At 67.2% G+C, this 19,302-nt stretch carries 17 protein-coding genes; 6 read left to right on the top strand and 11 right to left on the bottom strand.

Annotation, left to right across the window (positions count from 1 at the left end):
- Positions 1-26: 26 nt before the first annotated feature.
- The gene (locus BN3789_RS10615) at positions 27-1,844 is read right to left on the bottom strand and encodes an adenine deaminase (protein WP_066834181.1); all 1,818 of its coding nucleotides are present in this window, start codon (positions 1,842-1,844) and stop codon (positions 27-29) included.
- A 247-nt stretch (positions 1,845-2,091) separates the two neighbouring features.
- On the opposite strand from BN3789_RS10615, the gene BN3789_RS10610 reads away from it, so the two are divergent.
- The 5 genes from BN3789_RS10610 (at position 2,092) to BN3789_RS10595 (ending at position 6,166) form a co-directional block, all read left to right on the top strand.
- Entirely contained in the window at positions 2,092-2,811 is a 720-nt protein-coding gene (locus tag BN3789_RS10610; RefSeq protein ID WP_066834179.1) for a LytR/AlgR family response regulator transcription factor, read from the top strand.
- A complete protein-coding gene (locus BN3789_RS10605) occupies positions 2,808-4,091 on the top strand; it encodes a sensor histidine kinase (RefSeq protein ID WP_066834177.1) in 1,284 nt (427 codons plus the stop codon). The genes BN3789_RS10610 and BN3789_RS10605 overlap by 4 nt, the downstream gene beginning before the upstream one ends.
- 170 nt (positions 4,092-4,261) lie before the next feature.
- Complete coding sequence (locus tag BN3789_RS12815; protein WP_154018726.1) at positions 4,262-4,432, top strand: hypothetical protein; 171 nt, start codon at positions 4,262-4,264, stop codon at positions 4,430-4,432.
- Between the two features lie 2 nt (positions 4,433-4,434).
- The gene (locus tag BN3789_RS10600; protein ID WP_066834174.1) at positions 4,435-5,154 is read left to right on the top strand and encodes an ATP-binding cassette domain-containing protein; all 720 of its coding nucleotides are present in this window, start codon (positions 4,435-4,437) and stop codon (positions 5,152-5,154) included.
- On the top strand, positions 5,141-6,166 hold the full coding sequence (locus BN3789_RS10595) for a hypothetical protein (RefSeq protein WP_147569702.1): 1,026 nt from the start codon (positions 5,141-5,143) through the stop codon (positions 6,164-6,166). The genes BN3789_RS10600 and BN3789_RS10595 overlap by 14 nt, the downstream gene beginning before the upstream one ends.
- A 263-nt stretch (positions 6,167-6,429) precedes the next feature.
- Here BN3789_RS10595 and tyrS read toward each other — a convergent pair whose 3' ends face one another.
- The 4 genes from tyrS to BN3789_RS13380 all read right to left on the bottom strand — a co-directional run bounded on the left by tyrS (position 6,430) and on the right by BN3789_RS13380 (position 10,656).
- Complete coding sequence (gene tyrS, locus BN3789_RS10590; RefSeq protein ID WP_066834167.1) at positions 6,430-7,644, bottom strand: tyrosine--tRNA ligase; 1,215 nt, start codon at positions 7,642-7,644, stop codon at positions 6,430-6,432.
- Between the two features lie 152 nt (positions 7,645-7,796).
- Positions 7,797-9,491 (bottom strand): hypothetical protein, encoded by a 1,695-nt coding sequence (locus BN3789_RS10585; RefSeq protein ID WP_066834153.1) that lies wholly within the window; start codon positions 9,489-9,491, stop codon positions 7,797-7,799.
- Between the two features lie 237 nt (positions 9,492-9,728).
- Entirely contained in the window at positions 9,729-10,421 is a 693-nt protein-coding gene (locus BN3789_RS10580; RefSeq protein WP_066834141.1) for a U32 family peptidase, read from the bottom strand.
- Positions 10,422-10,521: 100 nt separating this feature from the next.
- Positions 10,522-10,656, bottom strand: a complete 135-nt coding sequence (locus BN3789_RS13380; RefSeq protein WP_267872880.1) for a hypothetical protein — start codon at positions 10,654-10,656, stop codon at positions 10,522-10,524.
- A 171-nt stretch (positions 10,657-10,827) separates the two neighbouring features.
- Between BN3789_RS13380 and BN3789_RS10575 the strand changes: the two genes are divergently transcribed.
- The gene (locus tag BN3789_RS10575; protein WP_079989283.1) at positions 10,828-13,086 is read left to right on the top strand and encodes a transglycosylase domain-containing protein; all 2,259 of its coding nucleotides are present in this window, start codon (positions 10,828-10,830) and stop codon (positions 13,084-13,086) included.
- A 320-nt stretch (positions 13,087-13,406) separates the two neighbouring features.
- Here BN3789_RS10575 and BN3789_RS10570 read toward each other — a convergent pair whose 3' ends face one another.
- The 6 genes from BN3789_RS10570 to rplQ form a co-directional block, all read right to left on the bottom strand.
- On the bottom strand, positions 13,407-13,844 hold the full coding sequence (locus BN3789_RS10570; protein WP_066834138.1) for an arginine repressor: 438 nt from the start codon (positions 13,842-13,844) through the stop codon (positions 13,407-13,409).
- A 205-nt stretch (positions 13,845-14,049) separates the two neighbouring features.
- Positions 14,050-15,111 (bottom strand): glycosyltransferase family 2 protein, encoded by a 1,062-nt coding sequence (locus BN3789_RS10565; RefSeq protein ID WP_066834133.1) that lies wholly within the window; start codon positions 15,109-15,111, stop codon positions 14,050-14,052.
- Positions 15,112-15,308: 197 nt separating this feature from the next.
- Positions 15,309-16,127, bottom strand: a complete 819-nt coding sequence (gene truA, locus BN3789_RS10560; protein ID WP_229254340.1) for a tRNA pseudouridine(38-40) synthase TruA — start codon at positions 16,125-16,127, stop codon at positions 15,309-15,311.
- Between the two features lie 79 nt (positions 16,128-16,206).
- On the bottom strand, positions 16,207-17,013 hold the full coding sequence (locus BN3789_RS10555) for an energy-coupling factor transporter transmembrane component T family protein (RefSeq protein ID WP_079989281.1): 807 nt from the start codon (positions 17,011-17,013) through the stop codon (positions 16,207-16,209).
- Positions 17,010-18,677, bottom strand: coding sequence for an ABC transporter ATP-binding protein (locus tag BN3789_RS10550; RefSeq protein WP_066834122.1), 1,668 nt, complete (start codon positions 18,675-18,677; stop codon positions 17,010-17,012). Before BN3789_RS10550 ends, BN3789_RS10555 begins: the two co-directional genes overlap by 4 nt.
- Before the next feature lie 119 nt (positions 18,678-18,796).
- Entirely contained in the window at positions 18,797-19,276 is a 480-nt protein-coding gene (gene rplQ / locus BN3789_RS10545) for a 50S ribosomal protein L17 (protein ID WP_066834119.1), read from the bottom strand.
- Between the last annotated feature and the right edge of the window lie 26 nt (positions 19,277-19,302).

Raw genomic sequence — 19,302 nt, 5'->3', positions numbered from 1 at the left:
ATGCGACCGATGTCGCCCCCGCGACGTCAGCTCGCGTAGGAGAACGTCGTGACGTCGAACATGCCCTCGGGCCGGATGCGCAGCGTCGGGATGACCGGCAGCGGCAGGAAGATCACGCCCATGATGGGATCGAGCGGGGGCTCGATGCCCATAGCGCGCGCCTGCTCCATGAAGCGCTCGTGGTCCTGGGCGACCTCCTCGGCGGTCCCCTCGCTCATAAGCCCTCCGAGCGGCAGGTCGATGCGGGCGACGACCTCGCCGTCGCGAACGAGAACGTGACCGCCCTGGTGCACGTTGCTCACGGCGACGAGCATGTCCTCCGGATTGTCGCCGACCACGCAGATGTTGTGCGAGTCGTGACCGATCGTCGAGGCGATGGCGCCGCCCGTGATCGTGTAGCCGCGCAGCCATCCGCACCCGATATGCTTGCCCACAAGGCCCAACCCCGCGGGCCCGTCGCCGTCCGCGCCGGCCTCTTGCGCAAAGCAGCCGCGCCCGTGGCGCTCGATGAGCGCGATGCGGCGCAGCCCGTCAGCCGACTCGGGATGCGCGATCCCGGTCACGGCGTTGCCCGGGATGACGTCGATGACCGCCTCGCCCGGACGGAACGGATAGGAGAACACGTCGAGCGAGAGCTCGGGCAGATGCACCGAGCCGCGCAGCTCGTCGGCAAGCCGACGGACCTCATCGTTTGCCGGGGCGATCTCGCCCACGAAGCGCCCGTGCTCGGCGACGAGCACGCCCGCCGCGTACACGGCGGCAGGGGCCTCGGCAAACGTCAGGTCATCGAGCAGCAGCAAATCCGCGCGCTTGCCGGGCGCCACCGCGCCGCGACGCTCGCGCGCATCGCCCATCCCGTGATCGAAACCGAAGCACTCGGCCGCCGACAGGGTCGCCATGGAGATGGCGCGCACCGGATCGATGCCGTGCTCGATCGCCAGGCGGCAGGCGTTGTCGATCATGCCGGTCGCCAGCGCGTCGGAGGGCGCGCGGTCATCGGTCGCGAAGCAGCAGCGCCGCGAGCGCGCGGGATCCTCGATCAGGAGCGGCGCGAGCTGCTCCAGGTCATGGCTGCACGTGCCCTCGCGCAGCATGATGTACATGCCGCGCGACAGCTTGTCGAGCGCCTCCTCGGGCAGGGTGCACTCGTGGTCGGCGATGATGCCCGCCGCGGCGTATGCGTTCAGGTCGAGGCCCGAAACCAAGGGGGCGTGCCCGTCGGTCAGGCCGGTAACCGTGTGGCGGGCGGCATCGATGCGCGCGCAGGTCTCCGGATCCGCCCCCGTCACGCCCGGCATGTTCATCATCTCGCCCAGACCGAAGATCTCGCCCGGATGCTCTGCGAAAAACGCCTCCATGTCGGCCGCCGAGATCTCGGCGCCGGCCTGCTCGTCAGGCAGCGCCGGCACGCAAGACGGCATCATGAACTTGATGTCGAGCGGAGCGCGGCGGGCGTCGGCGATCATGAACGCGAGGCCGTCGAGGCCGCACACGTTGGCGATCTCGTGGCTGTCGGCGATGGCGGTCGTCGTGCCGCGGGCGAGCGCCATGCGCGCGTACTCCGCCGGACGGATGTTTGACGACTCGATATGCAGATGGCCGTCGATAAGGCCCGGGCAGAGATAGCGCCCCTCGCAGTCGACGACCCGCTCGGCGTCGTAGCGCGCATCGTCGTCACGGCCATCGAAGAGCACGCCCACGATGACCCCGCCCTTCACCGCCACCCGACCGGAAACGACCCGATGGCCGTACACGTCCACGATCCGGGCGTTCGTGAACAGCGTATCCGCCGTCACGCGCCCCTCCGCCGCGTCGATGATGCCTTGCAACTGCGTAGATGACATGCCGCGCGCCCCTTTCTGCTGCATTCTCACAGCACGTACCGTATTTCCATCTTACCGTGAGAGCCGCCCCACACGCCAGGCGACGCAAAAGGGGCCACATCCCGCGCAAACAGCGCATCGGGCGCGTTCGCTGCGAGAGGCGCCTCGCAGCGAACGCGCACGCGAACACCCAGCGCGTTCGTCACGTCGCTCTCGAATCAGCGCTATGCTATAGCACGACCGTCCGCCTCATTGGGAGGTGAGCCACATGATCGAGATCGCCGTCTGCGATGACGAGCAGCCCTCGCTGGAGCGCTCGAGCGAGCAGGCGCGCTCCAGCGCAGCGCGCCTCCACCTCCAGGCCGACGTGGTCCCCTATACGCGCAGCGACGCGCTCCTGTATGACATCATCGAGGACGGGGCCCATTTCGACCTGCTGCTTCTCGACATCGAGATGCCGAACGTCGACGGCATGGACCTCGCCGCGCAGATCAAGCCCCATCTTCCCGATGCCAAGATCATCTTCATCACCTCGCACACCGAATACGCCATAGACGCCTTCGAGCTTTCGGTGTTTCGCTACGTCCCCAAATCGGACATCGATCAGCGCCTGCCGCGCGCGCTCGACGACGCCCTGCGCATCATCGCGGTCGACGCGGACCGTTCGTTTGCATTCGAGCGCGCGGGCCGCATGGAGCGCATCGCCTACCGCGCGATGGACTACATCGACCGCAGCGGCAAAGACTGCGTCATCCACCATGCGGGATCGGAATCGCGCGTGCGCATGAGCCTGCAGGAGCTGGTCTGCGCCCTCGATTCCGATGAGTTCATCTTCATCGACCGGGGCATCGTGGTGAACCTCACGAAGGTCAAGCGCGTACGCGGGCAGTCCGCCCTCCTTTTGGACGGCACCGAGCTGCCCATCAGCCGCGGGCGCCTCAAGGAGACGAAGCGTGCGCTCGCCGTCTTTTGGGGGTCGAAGCTATGAGCGCGCCCCTCGTCGCGCACGTCGCGCTGCTCGCGGCGCTTGGCGCGCTGACCGCTCCCGCCGCGCTCGCCCTGCTTGAAACCGACAGGCGCCAGCGGCTCATCGCCGCGGCCCTCGGCGCCGTCGCGGGCGCGATAGCGGGTGCCGTGGACCTCATCGGCCCTTTGCCCCTTTCGGGGGAGGCGGCGCTTAGCGTCGCGCTCGCCGTCGGGCTCATCCTGCTTTCCCGCCGCGGCGCCCAGGCGTCGATCCTTGCCGCCTATGCCGCCGCGGCCACCGCATTCACCTGCGGCGATACCTTGGCGGCAGCCGCCCCCGCCGCGTTCTCCCATCTCGACCCGGTCCTGCCCCATGTCATCGGGTCGGCGCTCGCGCTCGCCCTCAGCGCGTCCGGCGAAGACCCCGCCGGCGAATCGGACCGCCTGACGCCGCTGTCGACCCCGGGCCTGAAGCGCTTGGGATTCACGGCGGTCGCCTGCCTCGCGCTCACCGTCGCGACCATGGGCGAGGCGGACGCGGCGGGCGATGCCGGAGCGCCCGTCCGGCTCGTGATCTGCGCCACGCTCATCCTTCTCTACCCGATAAACGCCGTCAACGCCCATGCGGCCCAGCAGCAGCGCCTGGCAGACGCCGCGGCGGCGCAAGCGGAGCTCCTCGAGCGCAACTACCGCACGCTCCGCGAGTCGTATGAGCAGAATTCCCGCCTCTACCACGATTTTCGCAACCACCTGGCAACCCTGAAGGGCTATGCGCGCGCAGGCGACATGCCCGCCGTGAGCGCCTACATCGACGCGCTCGTGGGGCCGCAGGACGCAGGCGGCAGCGCCGCATGGACGGGCGATCCGGCCATCGACCATCTTTTCGCCCTCAAGCAGGCGCGCTGCACCGAGCTGGGCATCGCCGCGGATTTCGACGTCTGCCTGCCTCCCAACACCGGCATCCGACCGGCGGACCTCAGCACGGTGGTGGCAAACCTGCTGGACAACGCCATCGAAGCCGCCGCGCAGGTTCCCGAGGGCCGTGCGCGCACCGTCCGCCTGACGGCAAGGCGCGTGAACAACATGGTGATCATCAAGGTCGAGAACACGGCCACAGGGCCGGTCGAGGCGGACGGCGAGGGCCGCATCGCGACCACCAAGGAGGACGCGGAGCATCACGGCTGGGGTCTGAAAAGCGTCGAGGCGACGCTCGACCGCTACGATGGGAGCCTGTCGCTCACCAGCACCGACGACAGCTTCTGCGCGATCGCGACCATGTGCTTCGACGGCGTGCGCGATTAGGGAACCGCTGACCAATTGCTTTCGTGCCGAGCGCACCCGCCCCTCGAACGGACGAAACCCCGCCCGCAATTCGCGGACAATACCCTGCGATTCACGGACAAATAGGCACGGGGCCCTCTCTTTTGCGATGCTCGGGATGCACCGCAGGAACCAGACAAAAGGAGCATCCCATGAGCCGCCACGTCTATATCCGCATCGCCATCGCCATCATCTTGGGCATCGCCGCGCTCATCTGCCTGGCGACCATGAACGTCTCGGGCCTTCTGCTCTGCGGCTCCCTGTCCGCGATCATGGCCCAGGGCGCGCGCATCGCCGCCCGCCGCGACCGCGAGGGGCGCTAGTCATGGAGACCTCCGAGCTGTTCGGAATCTCCGGGCTCTCCGCGTGGTACGGAACGGCCGACCCCGTCATCGAGGACGTCGCGCTCTCGATCGCACGCGGCGAGGTGGTCGGCGTCATCGGCATGAACGGAGCGGGCAAGACGACCCTGTTCAAGGCGATCGCCGGCGTGCTGGGTACCTGCCGCTATGACGAGGCCTGCCTCGACGGACGACGCGTGGGCCTCACGGACCGCGCCGTGAAGCGCCGCCGCATCATGGTGTTTTCCGATGAGCGGGCATTCGGCAACTTCACCTTCCTCGAGTACCTGTCGTTCGTGTTTCGCGCCTACCGCACGCCGCTTGCGGACTGCTCCCGCATCGTGCAGGGCTTCGGATTCGAACGCTACGTGGAGACGCCCCTGCGGGAGCTGTCGCTCGGCAGCCGCAAGAAGGCGTCGCTCATCGCCGCGTTCGCGCTCTCCCCCGACCTGCTCATCCTCGACGAGCCCGTGAACGGGTTGGACTTCGAGAGCACCGAATACCTGTACCGCCTCATCCGGGACTACCGCGAGCACGGGTCCGTGCTGTTCTCCTCGCACGTGCTGGAGAGCGTGTGCCTCACCTGCGACCGCGTGCTGGTGCTCGAGCGCACAGACGGCGCCGGGCGCATACGCAAGACGTTTTCCGGCGAGGAGATCTCGCCGGCATCGATTAGGAGCGTGCTGGGCCATGACGAGCTGTAGGGCGTTCATGCAGATGTATTTCGGACGAGGGCCGAAAGCGGTCATCGGCCCGCTCGTCGCGGCGCTTGCACTCTACCTGGCCGCGCAGAGCCTGAACCCGACGTTTAACATCGCCCCCGCGGTCGTGCTCGCCGCGACCTCCGTGGCCATGGCGGCCGACGCGATCGCGTCTTGGAGCTCCCGCGCCGCCGCCATCGAGATGGAGGCGGTGTGCGCCCTGCCCGTCACCCCGCATGAGGCCGTCGCCGGATACGCGGTCGCCACCCTGGCGCACGGGGCGCTCACCAAGCTCGTCCCCCTCGCCGCCGCGCTGACCGCGCTCGGCGTCCCCGCGCAGACGTGCATCGCGGGGTGCGGGATCGGCACGGTCGTAGGCGGCGCCACCTTTCTCGGCATCGCCGCCATCCGCGGCGCCTTCGGCCAGCCGCTGCGGGGATTCTCCCTCCGGACGCGACGCGCGTTCGCACCGAGCGCTCCGGGCTCCTCACGGGGCAGCGCGTGCGTCCTCATCGCGCGCCGCCTGATGTCCAGCGGCTCGATCCTGGCGAACACGGCGGGATTCGCCGTGATGGCCCTGGCGCTCCCCTTGCTGCTCGGGGATATCGGGCCCGTGATGGGCGTCCCCATCGGCCTCGCGATCCTGTCGATCAACACGCCCTTGTGCACGGTCGCATCCGGCGAGCCCGATCTCTCGGACGAGCTCGCCATGCTGCCCGATTCCGGCCGGATGTTCTTCATCCCCTACGCCGGCATGCTCTTCGGCGTCTTTCTCGCCACCGACGGCCTCTTTCTTGCCTCATGGGCGCTGGCCCACGGGCTCGACGCGCGCTTTGCCGTGCTCGCCGCCCTCATGGCGGGTGCCGCCGCCTGCGCAAGCGCCGCGCTCGAGCGCTTCCGCCCCGTGCGCGGCTGGTCCGCCGAAAGCGATCTGTGGCGCCACCCCCGCAAGTACCTGGTCCCCTTCGCCCTCTTGCTGCTGGGCCCCGTCGCCTCCATCGCGCTGTTGGGTTGACGCCGGCCGGGCTGCCCCGACCCGCAGGAACCGACGTATCCGCGACGGACTGACAGCGGCCCATGCAAACGTTCACACCCAAGGGGTGTCCCCGATTTGCAAAAATGCATGCGGAAGGTACGTCCCTGAATTTGCAAAAGTGCACGCGGGAGGTACGTCCCTGAATTTGCATGCTTGTGCTAGTTATGAAAAAGCGGGTGCCGAGGCGATTCTCGGCACCCGCTCTAGGGGTTCAACTTGTCGGCGGACTCGCCGCCGCGCTCCTACACCAGGCGCGCGAACTTGCGCTTGCCCACCTGCAGCACGACGCCGACGTGCAGCAGCTCCGGGTCGACGTTGTAGGACTTGGGCGCGACCGGCTGCTGGTCGATCTTGACGCCGCCGCCGTCGATCAGGCGGCGCGCCTCGCCGGCGGAAGGAGCCAGACCGGCATCCTTCAGCACGCCCGCCAGGTACACCTTGCCCTCGTCGTTCACCTCGAGGTCGACATGGATCTCGGCGATGTCCTCGGGCAGCTGGGACTGCTTGAACACGCGGTCGAACGCCGCCTCGGCCTCCTCGCCCGCGCCGGCACCGTGGTAGGTGTCGCACAGGTCGCGGCCGAGCGCGCGCTTGAGCTCATAGGGGTCGGCGGAACCGTCGGCCAGCGCGGCCTCGATCTTGTCGACCTCGTCGGGCGACAGCGAGCTCGCCAGGCGGTAGTACTTGCCGATCATCTCGTCGGGAATCGACATCGTCTTGCCGAACATATCGGCCGGCTCGTCGGTCAGGCCGATGTAGTTGCCGTAGCTCTTGGACATCTTGCGCACGCCGTCGGTGCCCTCGAGCAGCGGCATGGTGAGTGCCACCTGGGGCTCCATGCCCATCTTCTCCATGAGCTCGCGGCCGGCGAGCAGGTTGAACAGCTGGTCGGTGCCGCCCATCTCGACGTCGGCGTCGATCTTCACCGAGTCAAAGGCCTGCATGACCGGGTAGAGGAACTCATGCAGGGCGATCGGCGTCTGGCTCTGGTAGCGCTTGGTGAAGTCGTCGCGCTCGAGGATGCGCGCGACCGTGAACTTGGAGCACAGCTCGAGCATGCCCTTGAGGTCGAGCGACAGGATCCAGTCGCCGTTGTGGACGATGGTCGTCTTCTCGGGATCGAGGATCTTCATGGCCTGCGAGACGTAGGTCGCGGCGTTGGCCTCGACCTGCTCCTGGGTCAGCTGCGGGCGCGTCGTGTTCTTGCCGGACGGGTCGCCGATCATGGCGGTGCCGTTGCCGATGATGAGGGTCACCTTGTGGCCGAGGTCCTGGAACTGGCGCATCTTGCGCAGCGGGACGGCGTGGCCGAGGTGCAGATCGGGGCTCGTGGGGTCGACACCGAGCTTGATGTTCAAGGGCACCCCGCGCTCGAGCTTCTTTCTGAGGTCGGATTCGGGCACAATCTGTGCAGCGCCCGAGGTGATGATGCGCATCTGCTCATCAACTGGCAGCATACCTGCGTCCTCCTAAGTCTCTAGCACCCTCGCCCGGCAACCGGCGGCCACCTCAGGCGGTGCTCATTCGCATGCAACCGTTTCAGTGTAGCGGAGTTGCGCGAACGGGGGCGCAAATACGTCAACCTATCACACCCGACGCGCAGCGGACATCACAGCTGGCTGTGGTAGGCGAGGATGGACTTCTTGCCGAACCATTGCGCCAGGCGATAGTTCATGTAGTTGTCCATGTTGTCGTAGATGTCGCCCATGAAGAGCGCCTTGGGGCCGATCGTGTAATACGGCACGTCGACCTCGTCGCTGTCGCTCGACTCGATGATGGCGTAGCGCTCCCAGACCTCGCGGTCGTAGGCGGCGGCCTCTCCGGAAAGCAGCGAGCGGGAGGCGGAAACCGAGGTCAGGTCGTCGGCATGGCGGCTGTCGAGCGCGAGCGCGCCGACCGAGCCGACGATGAGAAGCAGACAGGCGAGCACGTAAGCCGCATACGCCCGCGGACTGGAGAACAGGCGAGGCCACGCCGCGCGCTCCCCCGCGTCCGCCGCGCGCGCCTCGGTCAGGCGGACGATGCAGCCGACCGCCCACATGACGCAGATGAACACGAGGATCACGAACAGGTCGTAGCGGATGTTCTGGACGCGCCCCGGCCCGACGTTGCCCATCGAGTAGAACGTGGGTGTGAAGCTCGCCATGAGAAGCGCGAGCGACAGGCCGGCGACCGCCAGAGGGTGCGCAAACGAGCAGGTCGAGCGCTTGGCGGCAAGCACCATGAAGGGAAGGGCCACCGCAAGCGCGCAGACGAGGTAACCGTTCGACCACAGCACGACGTACTCCATGCCGGACAGAGCGCTGTTGGCAAGCGTGAGCACGACGCCGAGGTTGTCACCGGCGAACTGCGACGCCTGGCGCGCCGCGTTGCCGGGTGCCGCCATGGACACCGCGAAGCCCGCGACGAACACCACGAACGCCGGCACGATGAACTTGAGCCTCCCGCGCGCCTTGAGCACCGCGGCGACGCATGCCCCGCCGAGCAGGAGCGCCGACACGATGCCCGTCACGAAGTTGCCGCCGGCGACCACGAACGCAAGCAGCACCAGCGCGACCGCGCGCGCCGCAGAGCCCCGACCGGAAAGCGGCCCCTTGCGCGTGCGGCCGCGGACCAGACGCACCGAGAGGCCCGCCATCACGAGCATGAGGGCGTGGTAGAACGTGTAGTAGATCGCGGCGTTGTACCAGTAGATGCCCTCGACGGGGCTCGGGAGCAGCTGCGTCTGCAGCAACAGGATGAGGCTTGCGAACGCGACCAGGGGCAGCCGGCCGGCGTCGAGCACGTCGCGCACGAGCACCGAGGCGAAGTACCACGTCGAGAGCATGAGCGCGGCGAGGATCCCCACCGCGCCGAGCCCGTAGAGCGCCTCGCTGAACACGCCGGGCTGCAAGGCCATGAGCACGATGGCCGAATAGGTGCCCTGCCAGGAGAAAAACGTGTCGCACGCCTCCTGCAGCGCGGCGTCGATCGCGTCAATCACGCTGCCGCCCGCCTGCAGCGCCAGATGCGCATCGACACCGTAGTGCCAGTCGTCGGCAAAGCTGTGGTTGTACGGGCAGATGGCAAGAAGCGGCACGAGCGCGGCGACGAGCAGGGCCACCAGCGCCGCCGCCGACGCCAGGTAGACGGCGCGCCATCCCAGGCGAGGTGCCGAACCCGAGGCGTCGGACGGTATGATTTCGGAATCGTGGTCAATATGCCCATCGAACCGGGGCGTTTCGGGGCGTTTGAAGTGCGCAGGGGCGGTCGTGGCGCCCGTCTGGACGGAATCGCCCCTCGTTGAGTCTGTCGTTATGGCCATCTTGTCTCCTTTATCAGTTTGAAGAAGGACATCAGAGGCCGCGAGAACGCCCCTCGAGCCTCATGATTCCCGGTTCGATGGGTAAATTGACCACGATTCGAGAATCATAGGGAAACGTTGATGCATTTTGCCAGTTCCGGTCCGTCAAAATGCGCGGAATCGAGCGGTTTGGGCACCCCGGATGCACGATGCGCTGTAACTCAGCCGGGCGATGGGTTGGTTGGGGACGCGTTCGTTTCAACCCATTCTTGACGAAGTGACGGTTTCTGGGTTGGTTGGGGACGTGTTCGTTTCAACCCATCCAGAAACCGGGACCGTGTCGACGAACACGGCGCCGAGGCCGCGGGCGGCAAGCGCGTGCGCCAGGCCCCGGCGATCTTGCGGGCAGGCATCGAAGATGCGCGTGCGCCCCCAGACGTCCACGGAGACGGGCAGGCGGGTGCCGTCTGCCTCCACGAGATAGCGCACAGCGGACCGACGCGCGCAGGCGGCATGGTCGCCGTCGCAGGGCCCCTCGGCCGTGAGCAGGCAGTGCTCGCAGATCATGAGCTCGGGCGAGCCGGCGACGCGCACGCCGCACGAGCCGGCGGGGGCCGCGTCCACGAGCGCGCGCACCTGGTCGTCCGCAAGCTCGTCGGGAAGCCAGACGCGCCGGGCGCCGAGATCGAGCAGCCAGCGCACCGTCGCGCTGTTGGTCGCCGACACCGGCGCCGCGACCTCGAACGCGGCCCCGCTTTCGCGCGCAAGCTCGATGGCGCCCAGGTTGCGGCACACCACCGCCCGCGCCCGCGCGCACAGCTCGCGCACGCGGGGCTCGTCCGAGACGCGACACGGCTCGTCGAGCACGACCGTCAGGCTGCCCAGCAGCTCCTCCCAGCCGGGATCCTCGGCGATTCGATACGCATCGACCCCGACCTGTCTCTTATACACATCTAGATGTGTATAAGAGACAGCTGCAGCAGCTCCGGGTCGCCGGCGTAGGACTTGGACGCGACCGGCCGCTGGTCGGTCTTGACGCCGCCGCCGTCGATCAGGCGTCGCGCCACGCCGGCGGAACTCGCGCGCCGAGCCCCGTATACACGGCGTCGGCGCCGGCGGCGACCGCCGCGAACAGCGCATCGGCCGACCCCGCAGGGGCCAGCAGCTCGGGCACGGGTCTTCTCACGTCGTTCGCCCCTCCTTCGACAACAGGTTGAAGCAGCACGTCTGCCTGCCTTAAGGCAGTATGCAAACGGTCTGGAATTTGACACCGCTCAGGATACACGACAGCACCCGCCAAGGTCTTGCGGTAATGTATGGGCATCTATGCTAAGCCATTTCGGTTGGAGGTCATCACATGGGTCCTCGCGAGCGCCAAACACGTCATCGCGCCAAGACGCATACGCTTCCCGTCATCTTCGGCTCCTTCTTCGCCTTTTTCCTGATCTTCTGCGTCGCGTTCGGCGTGGGCATGGTCGGAAACGTCTCCAGGTGGCTGTCGGATCTTCCCGACTACACCGACGCGGACAACTACATGGTGTCGGAGCCCACGTCCATCCTGGACGCCAACGGCAACGAGATCGCGAGCCTGTACGTGCAGAACCGCGACATCGTCGAGTACGACCAGATCTCCGACTACGTGCTCCAGGGCACCGTCGCCACCGAGGACGAGCGCTTCTATCAGCACCACGGCGTCGACGTCGTCGGCATCATGCGCGCCGTGGTGGTTCAGCTCACCGGCGGCTCCGAGGGCGCCTCGACCATCACCCAGCAGCTCGTGCGCAACACGATCCTGTCCGAGGAGCAGTTCGACAACACCATCGAGCGCAAGGTGCGCGAGGCGTGGATCGCGCTGCAGATGGAAAAGATCTTCTCCAAGGAGGAGATCCTCACCATGTACCTCAACACCATCTACTTCGGCCACGGCGCCTACGGCATTCAGGCGGCCGCCCAGACCTATTTCTCCAAGAACGCCTCCGACCTCACCCTCGCCGAGGCGGCGCTGCTCATCGGCCTGCCCAACGCGCCCTCGCAGTACGACCCGACCGTGAACCCGGACCTCGCGATCCAGCGCCGCAACATCGTTTTGTCGCGCATGGTGCGAAACGGGGTCATCTCCCAGGAGGAGGCCGACGCCGCCGCGGCCGAGCAGCTCGCGCTGAACGTGACCGAGCAGCCCGACAACGGCATGTACGCCTACCCCTACTTCGTCGAGTACGTGCGCGGCATGCTCACCGAGGAGTTCGCGACCGACGTGCTTTTCGCCGGCGGCCTTACCATCAAGACCACCATCGACCCGACCATCCAGCAGCAGGCCGAGCAGGCCGCGCTCGAGTACGTGAACGAGCTGGGCGTCGACGAACTCAACGTGGGCATGACCGTCATCGACCCCAAGACCGGCTACATCAAGGCCATGGTCGGCGGCCGTGACTACTATGCCGACGAGAACCACATCAACTACGCCACGCTGCGCCGCTCCACCGGCTCGTCGTTCAAGGGCATCACGCTGGCCGCGGCGATCAACGAGGGCATGAGCCCCGACACGCTCATCAACTGCAGCTCGCCCATGAAGATCACCGACGACTACACGCTGCAAAACTACGGCGGCTACTCCTACGGCGTCTCCACGCTGGCGCGCGCGACGGCCGTGTCGTCCAACACCGGCTACGTGCAGGTCGCCCTCGCCATCGGCAACGACAAGATCATCGATATGGCCGAGCAGCTCGGCATCAACACCGAGGAGGCCGGGCTCGATTCCTACGCGCCGTCGATGACGCTCACCGGCGGTTCCGTCGGCTGCTCCACGCTCGAGATGGCCGAAGCGTTCGGCACGTATGCGGCCGGCGGCCAGCATCGCAACTCGGTGGCGGTCACCGAGATCCTGAACCGTGACGGCGAGATCCTCTACCAGCACCAGGACAGCCCCGAGGAGGTCCTCACCGCCGGCGAGGCCGAGGCCGTGACGGGCGTTCTCGAGGGCGTCATGGTCGGTGAGGGCTCCGGCGCCTCCGGCTACCCGTACGAGATCAACCAGCCCGTTGCCGGCAAGACCGGTACCGCCGGCACGTCTTCCCAGGCCACCGACCTGTGGTTCGTCGGCTACACCCCGCAGCTCTCCGTGGCCGTGTGGATCGGCAACTCCCAGTCCAACTCGCCTCTGCCCTCGTCGCTGCACACCTACAACACCGTGCTGCCGATCTTCCGCACCTTCATGAACACCGCGCTTGCCGGCGTTGCGCGCGAGGAGTTCCCGACCGGCGACACCCCCGACTACAAGCCCGCAAGCTCTTGGGACTTCGTGGGCGGCAACGTCAGCGGCACCGATACCACCGAGACGGCCGAGACCGCCGAGACTCCGGAGACCGCAGAGACGCCCGAGACGCCGGAGACCGCCGACTCCCCCGAGTCGCCCTCCTCGCCGTCGTCCCCGTCATCCCCGTCATCTCCGTCGTCCCCGTCGACGCCGAACACCGGCTCGCCCTCGACGCCGACGACGCCGACGACGCCGCCGAGCCCGACGACCCCCGATCCGGAGCCGGAGCCCGAACCGGAACCCGAGCCCGAGCCTGAACCCGAGCCGGATCCCAATCCGACCACGCCCTCGACAACGGCTTAGAACCGCGAGCGGGGCCCGACGAAGCGATTCGTCGGGCCCCGCTCTTTTTCGTTCTTTTGACTAGAGAAACGCCGATTGTTTGCTCTCGCGGCGATCAATCCCATGACGGACGCCTGGATGCCTGAGCTGCAGGAAGCGATCCCGCACACGTTTTTCCCTGCTGACCAGGCTTCCGGAGCGCGGACGCACTGCTGTGTCATCGGCCCCGAAGCGCGCCCTCAGTGCGTGCGCCTGTAGTAGCACACGAGCAGCACCACGAGCGCCACGGGAAGCAGGATGAGCAGTGCGAACAGGATGATATGGAAGGCTGCGACCATCATCTACTTGCGCACGCTCCTCAGCTTGGAGATCATGCCTTCGAGCCGCTCGCCGTCCTCAGCGGTCTGCGCGATGACCAGAATGGTGTCGTTGCCGGCGAGAGACCCCAGCACGTCGGGCAGCTCCGCCGCATCGATCGCCGCCGCGATACCCGACGCCGTGCCCGGTTGCGCCTTCACGAGCACCAGGTTTCCGGTGCGGAGCACGTCGACGACGAGCTCGGACACCATGCGCTGCAGATGCAGATCCTCAGCGAGCACGTAGACGCCTTCGGGCAGCTTTCTCAAGCCCATATCAGCGATGTCGCGCGAAACCGTCGCCTGCGTGCACTCGTACCCGGCGCTCTTCAGTTCCTCGACCAGGTTGCGCTGCGTCCTGACCTCCTTGTTGCGGACGATCTCTCGGATCGCGTCTTGACGCCCGTTGCGCTTTTTTGCCATGAAGCCGTCCCCTCTACTCATGTTCTCGCATAACAACTCTAGTCGTATGCACGTCCATGAGAGACGGTCGGCGCGCGAATTAACCGTTATGACTCAATACTCCATATAACGGCAAGATTACGCGTATTGATGCATAGTTCCGTGACTTTAGCCTGATTTTACGCATATCGATAAGGGCGATGAGACAGGCGCGCCACAGCGCCTCTCAGCGCTGTGCGAACAGCGGCAGATGCGATTGACGTGCGAATTCGCGCAGATGGGAACCCATGCAGCACGCCGCCGCATTGCCCTGCGTCATCGGCTTGTACATGATGCCGAAATCGCTCGCTGCCGGCTTGACCGCAGCCAGCGAGGCGCGCGCGTCCTCCGCGTTGAGCATCTCCTGCACGCGGCCCAGGCGCTCGATGGACGACACGCGGCTCTTTCCGACCGTCGTGTTGTCGATGCACTCGATCAGGCGGCGCACATGCCGGCGATGGAGCGGAACCACGACGTCGGGGTCGCAATCGAGACCCCAGCGGCGCACGAGCCCCATCATCTGGGTGTGCTCGTTGGCGCAGCGGGACATGAAGGCGGGGTCGAACGTGCGCTGGCCCTTCTTGCCGAACGCGACGCGATGATAGCACGCCGTGTCGCAGGCGCCGATGCGCTCGGCATCCTCAAGGCAGGCGATGACGAAGCCGAGGCCCTCATCGTCGGTGGCAAGCGCGAGCCGGTGATCGACGGCGCGCATCCGCTCGATCAAAAGACCGGTCGCCTGGGAGAGCAGGCCCTGTTCGTAGAGGTCCGACATCCCATGGCGAGCCGCGTCGCGACCATCGAGCACGCAGGAGGCGGCGCGACGGGGCTGCGAGCTCGAGGAGCGGTCCTGAGCGTCCCAGACGTCATCGGAACGCATGGGAGCCGCGATGTCGAGGCGATGCTCCTCGGCGAATTCCACCAGGTTGCCTAGCGCATTGGGGGCGAGCCAGTCCTCGGGGCGCACGAACATCACGTAGGCCCCGCGTGCGCGGCCGAGCGCCTCGACAACACCCGAGGCGAGCGCGGAATCATCGCGCTCGATGACCTCGACGCGGATATCTCGATCATGGAAACTGGAAAGGATGGAGGCCGTGCGGTCATGCGACGCGCAGTCGACCGTCAGCAGCTCGAAGTCGGAATACGACTGGTTGAGAACGCTCTCCACGGCCCGCACAAGATGATCGGCGCCATCGCTGGCCGCCAGAACCACGGATACATTGGGACGCCTGGATGCACGATGACCCACGTCAGCCTCCTGGAGAACAATCTTTTGGTCATGGTACCACCCGTAATGCGAGCCGAGAGGCCATGACGGCCAGGACGGCCAAGCTTCAAATGGCGCACATCGCGCCGCCACACTTTCTGCAATTTGGGGCAATCCATGGAGGCAGGGCCGGCCATCGGGGACGGGCACCGGCGGCCGGCCCGATAGCCGAACACCCCTTACGGGCACACGACGAGGGCGTCCTTGTCGTAGTCGACACCCATGAAGCACAGTCCGCACGCAGGAGCCGTGGGGCCCGCGGCGGCGCGGTCGCAGGCTGCGAGCACCTCATCGATCCACGCGGGCTCGCGCCGATGGCAGCCGACCTCGACGAGCGTCCCCACGATCGTGCGCACCATGGAATGCAGAAACGCGTTCCCCTTGATCGTGAACGCCAGGCACTCCTCGCCCAGATTCGTCTCGCGGGCAAACGAGACGTCCATGACGTTGCGGCACGTGGGCTTGCCCACCGCCGACGCCGTCTTGCAGAAGCTCTTGAAATCGCGCTCCCCCACCAGGCGCTGAGCCGCGTCGTCCATGGCATCTACGTCGAGCGGCCACCGGTGCCACCAGGTGACCGAGCGCGTCAGCAGCGGCGGCGCGTCCCCCGTGGCGATGCGATAGGTATACGTGCGCGCACGGGCGTCGAAACGGGCCGAGAAGCCGGGTGCCGCGTGGTACACCTCGCTCACCGCGATGTCGTGCGGCAGCAGCGCCGCGAACGCGCGCATCCAGCGCGTTCGGGTGACCTCGAGCTCCGCGGCGTCGACGGGAACGCTGACGTATTGGCCGATCGCGTGCACGCCGGCATCGGTGCGGCCCGCGCAGGTCAGGTCGATCTCGCGGCGCAGGAACGTCTCGAGCGCGCGACGGACCTCCCCTGCCACGGTCTTCTGCTCAATCTGCTCGGCGAACCCCGAATAGGCGCTTCCGTCGTATCCCAGGCGCAACACGAGCGTGCCTGCGCGCAGATCTTCGGCGGTATCCATCGGTTCCATGCGGCCTCCCCGCGTATCGTGAATATCGGTCATATTGTCGAGGGCCCGGCGGGCCATGGGCGCCGCTGCGGCCCCTCCCCTACAGCAGCCACGCCAAAGTCGGTATCAGCGCGCAGACGGCAAGGCCGCAGACAAGCACCAGGCGGTCGCGAACCGGCACCGGCGGCATCTCCACGCTGATCTGGCCCCCTTCAGCATAGCATCGGGCGCACATGGACTCGCCCAGCCGGTCGGCGCGCCGAAAGAGGCTCACGACCAGCGGCGTGAGCACCGACGCCCACGCCCGTATCCGATGCAGGATGCTTCCGCCCGAAAAGTCGACGCCGCGCGAGCGCTGCGCGAGCTGCACGCGAAAGAACTCCTCGGACACGATGGGGATGAAGCGCAGCGCCAGCGAGAGCATGAGGCCCACATCGGACACGGGAACCCCCAGCCGCCCCAGGGGCGCCAGCAAGCTCACGCTGGCGTCGGCCAGCTGAGGCGGCGTCGAGGAGGCCGAGACCACGAGCGAGAACCCCAGCAGCAGCGCGATGCGCGCGATGGCGAGAAAGCCGCGCAGGGCGCCCGCCGTGTCCAGCCCGAAGCCGCCCCACAGGGCGATGTCGCCGTGGCCGTCGAGCGCCACCGCATTCGCCAGCAGCGTGAACGCCAAGATGAAGGCGACCGGTTTGAGCGCCCTCAGGTGCGCGGCAACGTCCATGCGCGCAAGCCGCACGGCTGCGGCGAGCAGCACCGCCCACAGGGCGAACACCGGCGACGCCCCCGTGGCGAACACGGCCACGGTCAGCGCGAGCAGCAAGACGATCTTGACGCGCGCGTCGATGCGCGCGACCGGCGTATCGCGGGCCACGAACGAGCCGAGCGGCGAAAGGGGCTTTTTCATCATCGCTCACCTCCCCGCAGCGCATCTTCAAGAAGCCGGGCGAGCGCGATGTTGAGCGGGGGCTCCATCGATGCCGCCTCGAAGGCGCCCCGATCACGCGAAAGCTCCCCGGGAGTCCCCATCCATGCGATGCGCCCATCGCTCAGAAGCGCCACGCGATCGACCTCGGTCATCCACTCCTCGAGGTCGTGGCTGATCACGATGACGGCGCGGCCGTCATCCGCGCAGGCGCGCGCCAGCGCATGCATCTGGGAGCGCCCCGCCGCGTCGAGACCCGCCGTGGGCTCGTCAAACAGGTAGGCTGCGGCATCGAGCGCCAGAACCGACGCGATGGCCACGCGCCGCGCCTGCCCGCCCGAGAGGTCGAACGGATACCAATCGAACAGCGCCTCATCGAGACCGACCATCCTCGCCGCATGCTCGATACGGCGGGCGACCTCGGGCTCGTCCGCCCCCATGTTGCGCGGAGCGAAGGCGAGCTCGTCGCGAACGCTCTCGCAGAAGAGCTGGTCCTCGGGCCGCTGGAAGGCGATGCCTGCGTCCCCGGGCCGAGGGGCCCGTCCGCGCACGGAGACCGTGCCCGCATCCGGCTCGAACAGGCCCGCCGCGACCGATGCCAGCGTCGACTTTCCCGATCCGGACCGGCCCGCCACAAGCAGGACCTCTCCGGGCGCCACCGCAAGCTCGATGTCGCGCAGGACGTAAGACGCCCCATCGTATCCATAGCAAACGTGCGACAGCAAGAGACCCGCATCGGCGCCCGAGCCAGCGGACAGGGCACGCGGAAGCGCGCCTGCAAGCGCATCGAGCGTCCCCCGAACGTCGTCGGCAGACACACGTCCCGCCGCGAGCCCGCGCACAAGCCACGCTGCGGCGGCCTCCGGGGTAGCAGAAGGGCAACCGTCAAAACCAAGCGCGCAGACGCGTCTCAGCGCCTCTACAGACGCGCTCGGGAGCACGGTCGCATCCCACAAGGCGGACTGCCCCATGAGCAAGTCCAAAGGAGCGCCGTCGAAAGCGACGCTGCCGCGATCCATGATCACGACGCGATCGGACGCGAGCACCTCGAGCGGATCGTGGGTCACCTGGACGACCCCGACCCCCATCTCGTACGCCAGGCGCCCCACAAGCGCGCGATGGGCGGGGCGTGCGGACGAATCGAGCATGGAGGACGCCTCGTCGAGCACGAGATAGGAAGGCTCCATGGCAAGCACGCCGGCTATGGCGAGCAGCTGCTGCTGGCCGCCGGACAGCGACGAGGTGTCACGCATGTCGTATCCGTCGAGCCCCACGCGCGCGAGCGCCGAGGTCACGCGGCGGCGCACCTCGTCGGGCGCCAGGCCCAGGTTGCGGGGGCCGAACGCGACCTCATCGAACACGACGGTAGAGACGAGCTGCTCTGTGGGATGCTGGCGCACCAGACCCACGCGCCTGCGCACCTCGCGACGCGCGCTGGCGCCATCGGCGGGATCGATGCCGTCGACCCTCACCGCACCGCCATCGCACAGGCGCATCGCGCACAGAAGCGAAGCCAGCGTCGACTTTCCCGAGCCGTTGGCGCCGACAAGCGATACCACGCGCCCGGGCTCGAAATCCAAGGTCACGTCAGCGACGGCGGGCGGCTCATCCGTCCGGTAGCTCACGCAAGCACCGCGAACCTCGATCACGCGCGTTCCTCCTCCCGTATCGACAATGCGGCGACGCCGCGAAACCCAATCCTATACAAACGAAAAAGGGCCCGTCTCGCGACGAGCCCTTTCATGCAATATCAAGAATGCACCCGAAGTTACTCGGCAGCAGCCTCGGTCTCGGCAGCCTCGGCGGTCTCCTCGACGGGAGCCTCCTCGACCTTCTTGGGAGCCTGCTTCGGCGTGGCGACCTTCTTGGGGGCCTTCTTCACGCAGGGCTCGGTCACGAGCTCGATGATGCACATCTCGGCGTTGTCGCCCTTACGGGTGCCGAGGCGCATGATGCGGGTGTAACCGCCGTCGCGGTCGGCCCACATGCCCTGAGCGGCCTTCTCGAAGATCTCCTTGACGAGCTGCTTGTCGCCGAGCTTGGCGATAGCAAGACGACGGGAGTGCAGGTCGCCGCGCTTGGCCCACGTGATGATGGGCTCGGCAAAACCACGGAGCGCCTTGGCGCGCGGAACGGTGGTCTTGATACGGTCGTTGGTGAAGAGCGCCTGGGCCAGGCTCTTCTTCATGGCCTTGGTGTGGCTCGCGTCGGTGCCGAGCTTCAGGCCCTTCTTCCTGTTATGACGCATGAGTATGGTCTCCTCTGGTACAGATG

It is taken from the genome of Collinsella ihumii (assembly GCF_900046475.1).
Classification (GTDB): domain Bacteria; phylum Actinomycetota; class Coriobacteriia; order Coriobacteriales; family Coriobacteriaceae; genus Collinsella; species Collinsella ihumii.
This window is presented reverse-complemented; position numbering and strand designations above follow the sequence as displayed.

Excerpts from the sequence above, each read along its gene's own strand:
- tyrS (WP_066834167.1), bottom strand. The coding sequence starts at position 7,644 with ATGCTGCCAGTTGATGAGCAGATGCGCATCATCACCTCGGGCGCTGCA.
- BN3789_RS10555 (WP_079989281.1), bottom strand. The coding sequence starts at position 17,013 with ATGATGAAAAAGCCCCTTTCGCCGCTCGGCTCGTTCGTGGCCCGCGAT.
- BN3789_RS10615 (WP_066834181.1), bottom strand. The coding sequence starts at position 1,844 with ATGTCATCTACGCAGTTGCAAGGCATCATCGACGCGGCGGAGGGGCGC.
- BN3789_RS10570 (WP_066834138.1), bottom strand. The coding sequence starts at position 13,844 with ATGGCAAAAAAGCGCAACGGGCGTCAAGACGCGATCCGAGAGATCGTC.
- BN3789_RS12815 (WP_154018726.1), top strand. The coding sequence starts at position 4,262 with ATGAGCCGCCACGTCTATATCCGCATCGCCATCGCCATCATCTTGGGC.
- BN3789_RS10610 (WP_066834179.1), top strand. The coding sequence starts at position 2,092 with ATGATCGAGATCGCCGTCTGCGATGACGAGCAGCCCTCGCTGGAGCGC.
- BN3789_RS10585 (WP_066834153.1), bottom strand. The coding sequence starts at position 9,491 with ATGGCCATAACGACAGACTCAACGAGGGGCGATTCCGTCCAGACGGGC.
- truA (WP_229254340.1), bottom strand. The coding sequence starts at position 16,127 with ATGGAACCGATGGATACCGCCGAAGATCTGCGCGCAGGCACGCTCGTG.
- rplQ (WP_066834119.1), bottom strand. The coding sequence starts at position 19,276 with ATGCGTCATAACAGGAAGAAGGGCCTGAAGCTCGGCACCGACGCGAGC.
- BN3789_RS10575 (WP_079989283.1), top strand. The coding sequence starts at position 10,828 with ATGGGTCCTCGCGAGCGCCAAACACGTCATCGCGCCAAGACGCATACG.
- BN3789_RS10595 (WP_147569702.1), top strand. The coding sequence starts at position 5,141 with ATGACGAGCTGTAGGGCGTTCATGCAGATGTATTTCGGACGAGGGCCG.
- BN3789_RS10605 (WP_066834177.1), top strand. The coding sequence starts at position 2,808 with ATGAGCGCGCCCCTCGTCGCGCACGTCGCGCTGCTCGCGGCGCTTGGC.
- BN3789_RS10600 (WP_066834174.1), top strand. The coding sequence starts at position 4,435 with ATGGAGACCTCCGAGCTGTTCGGAATCTCCGGGCTCTCCGCGTGGTAC.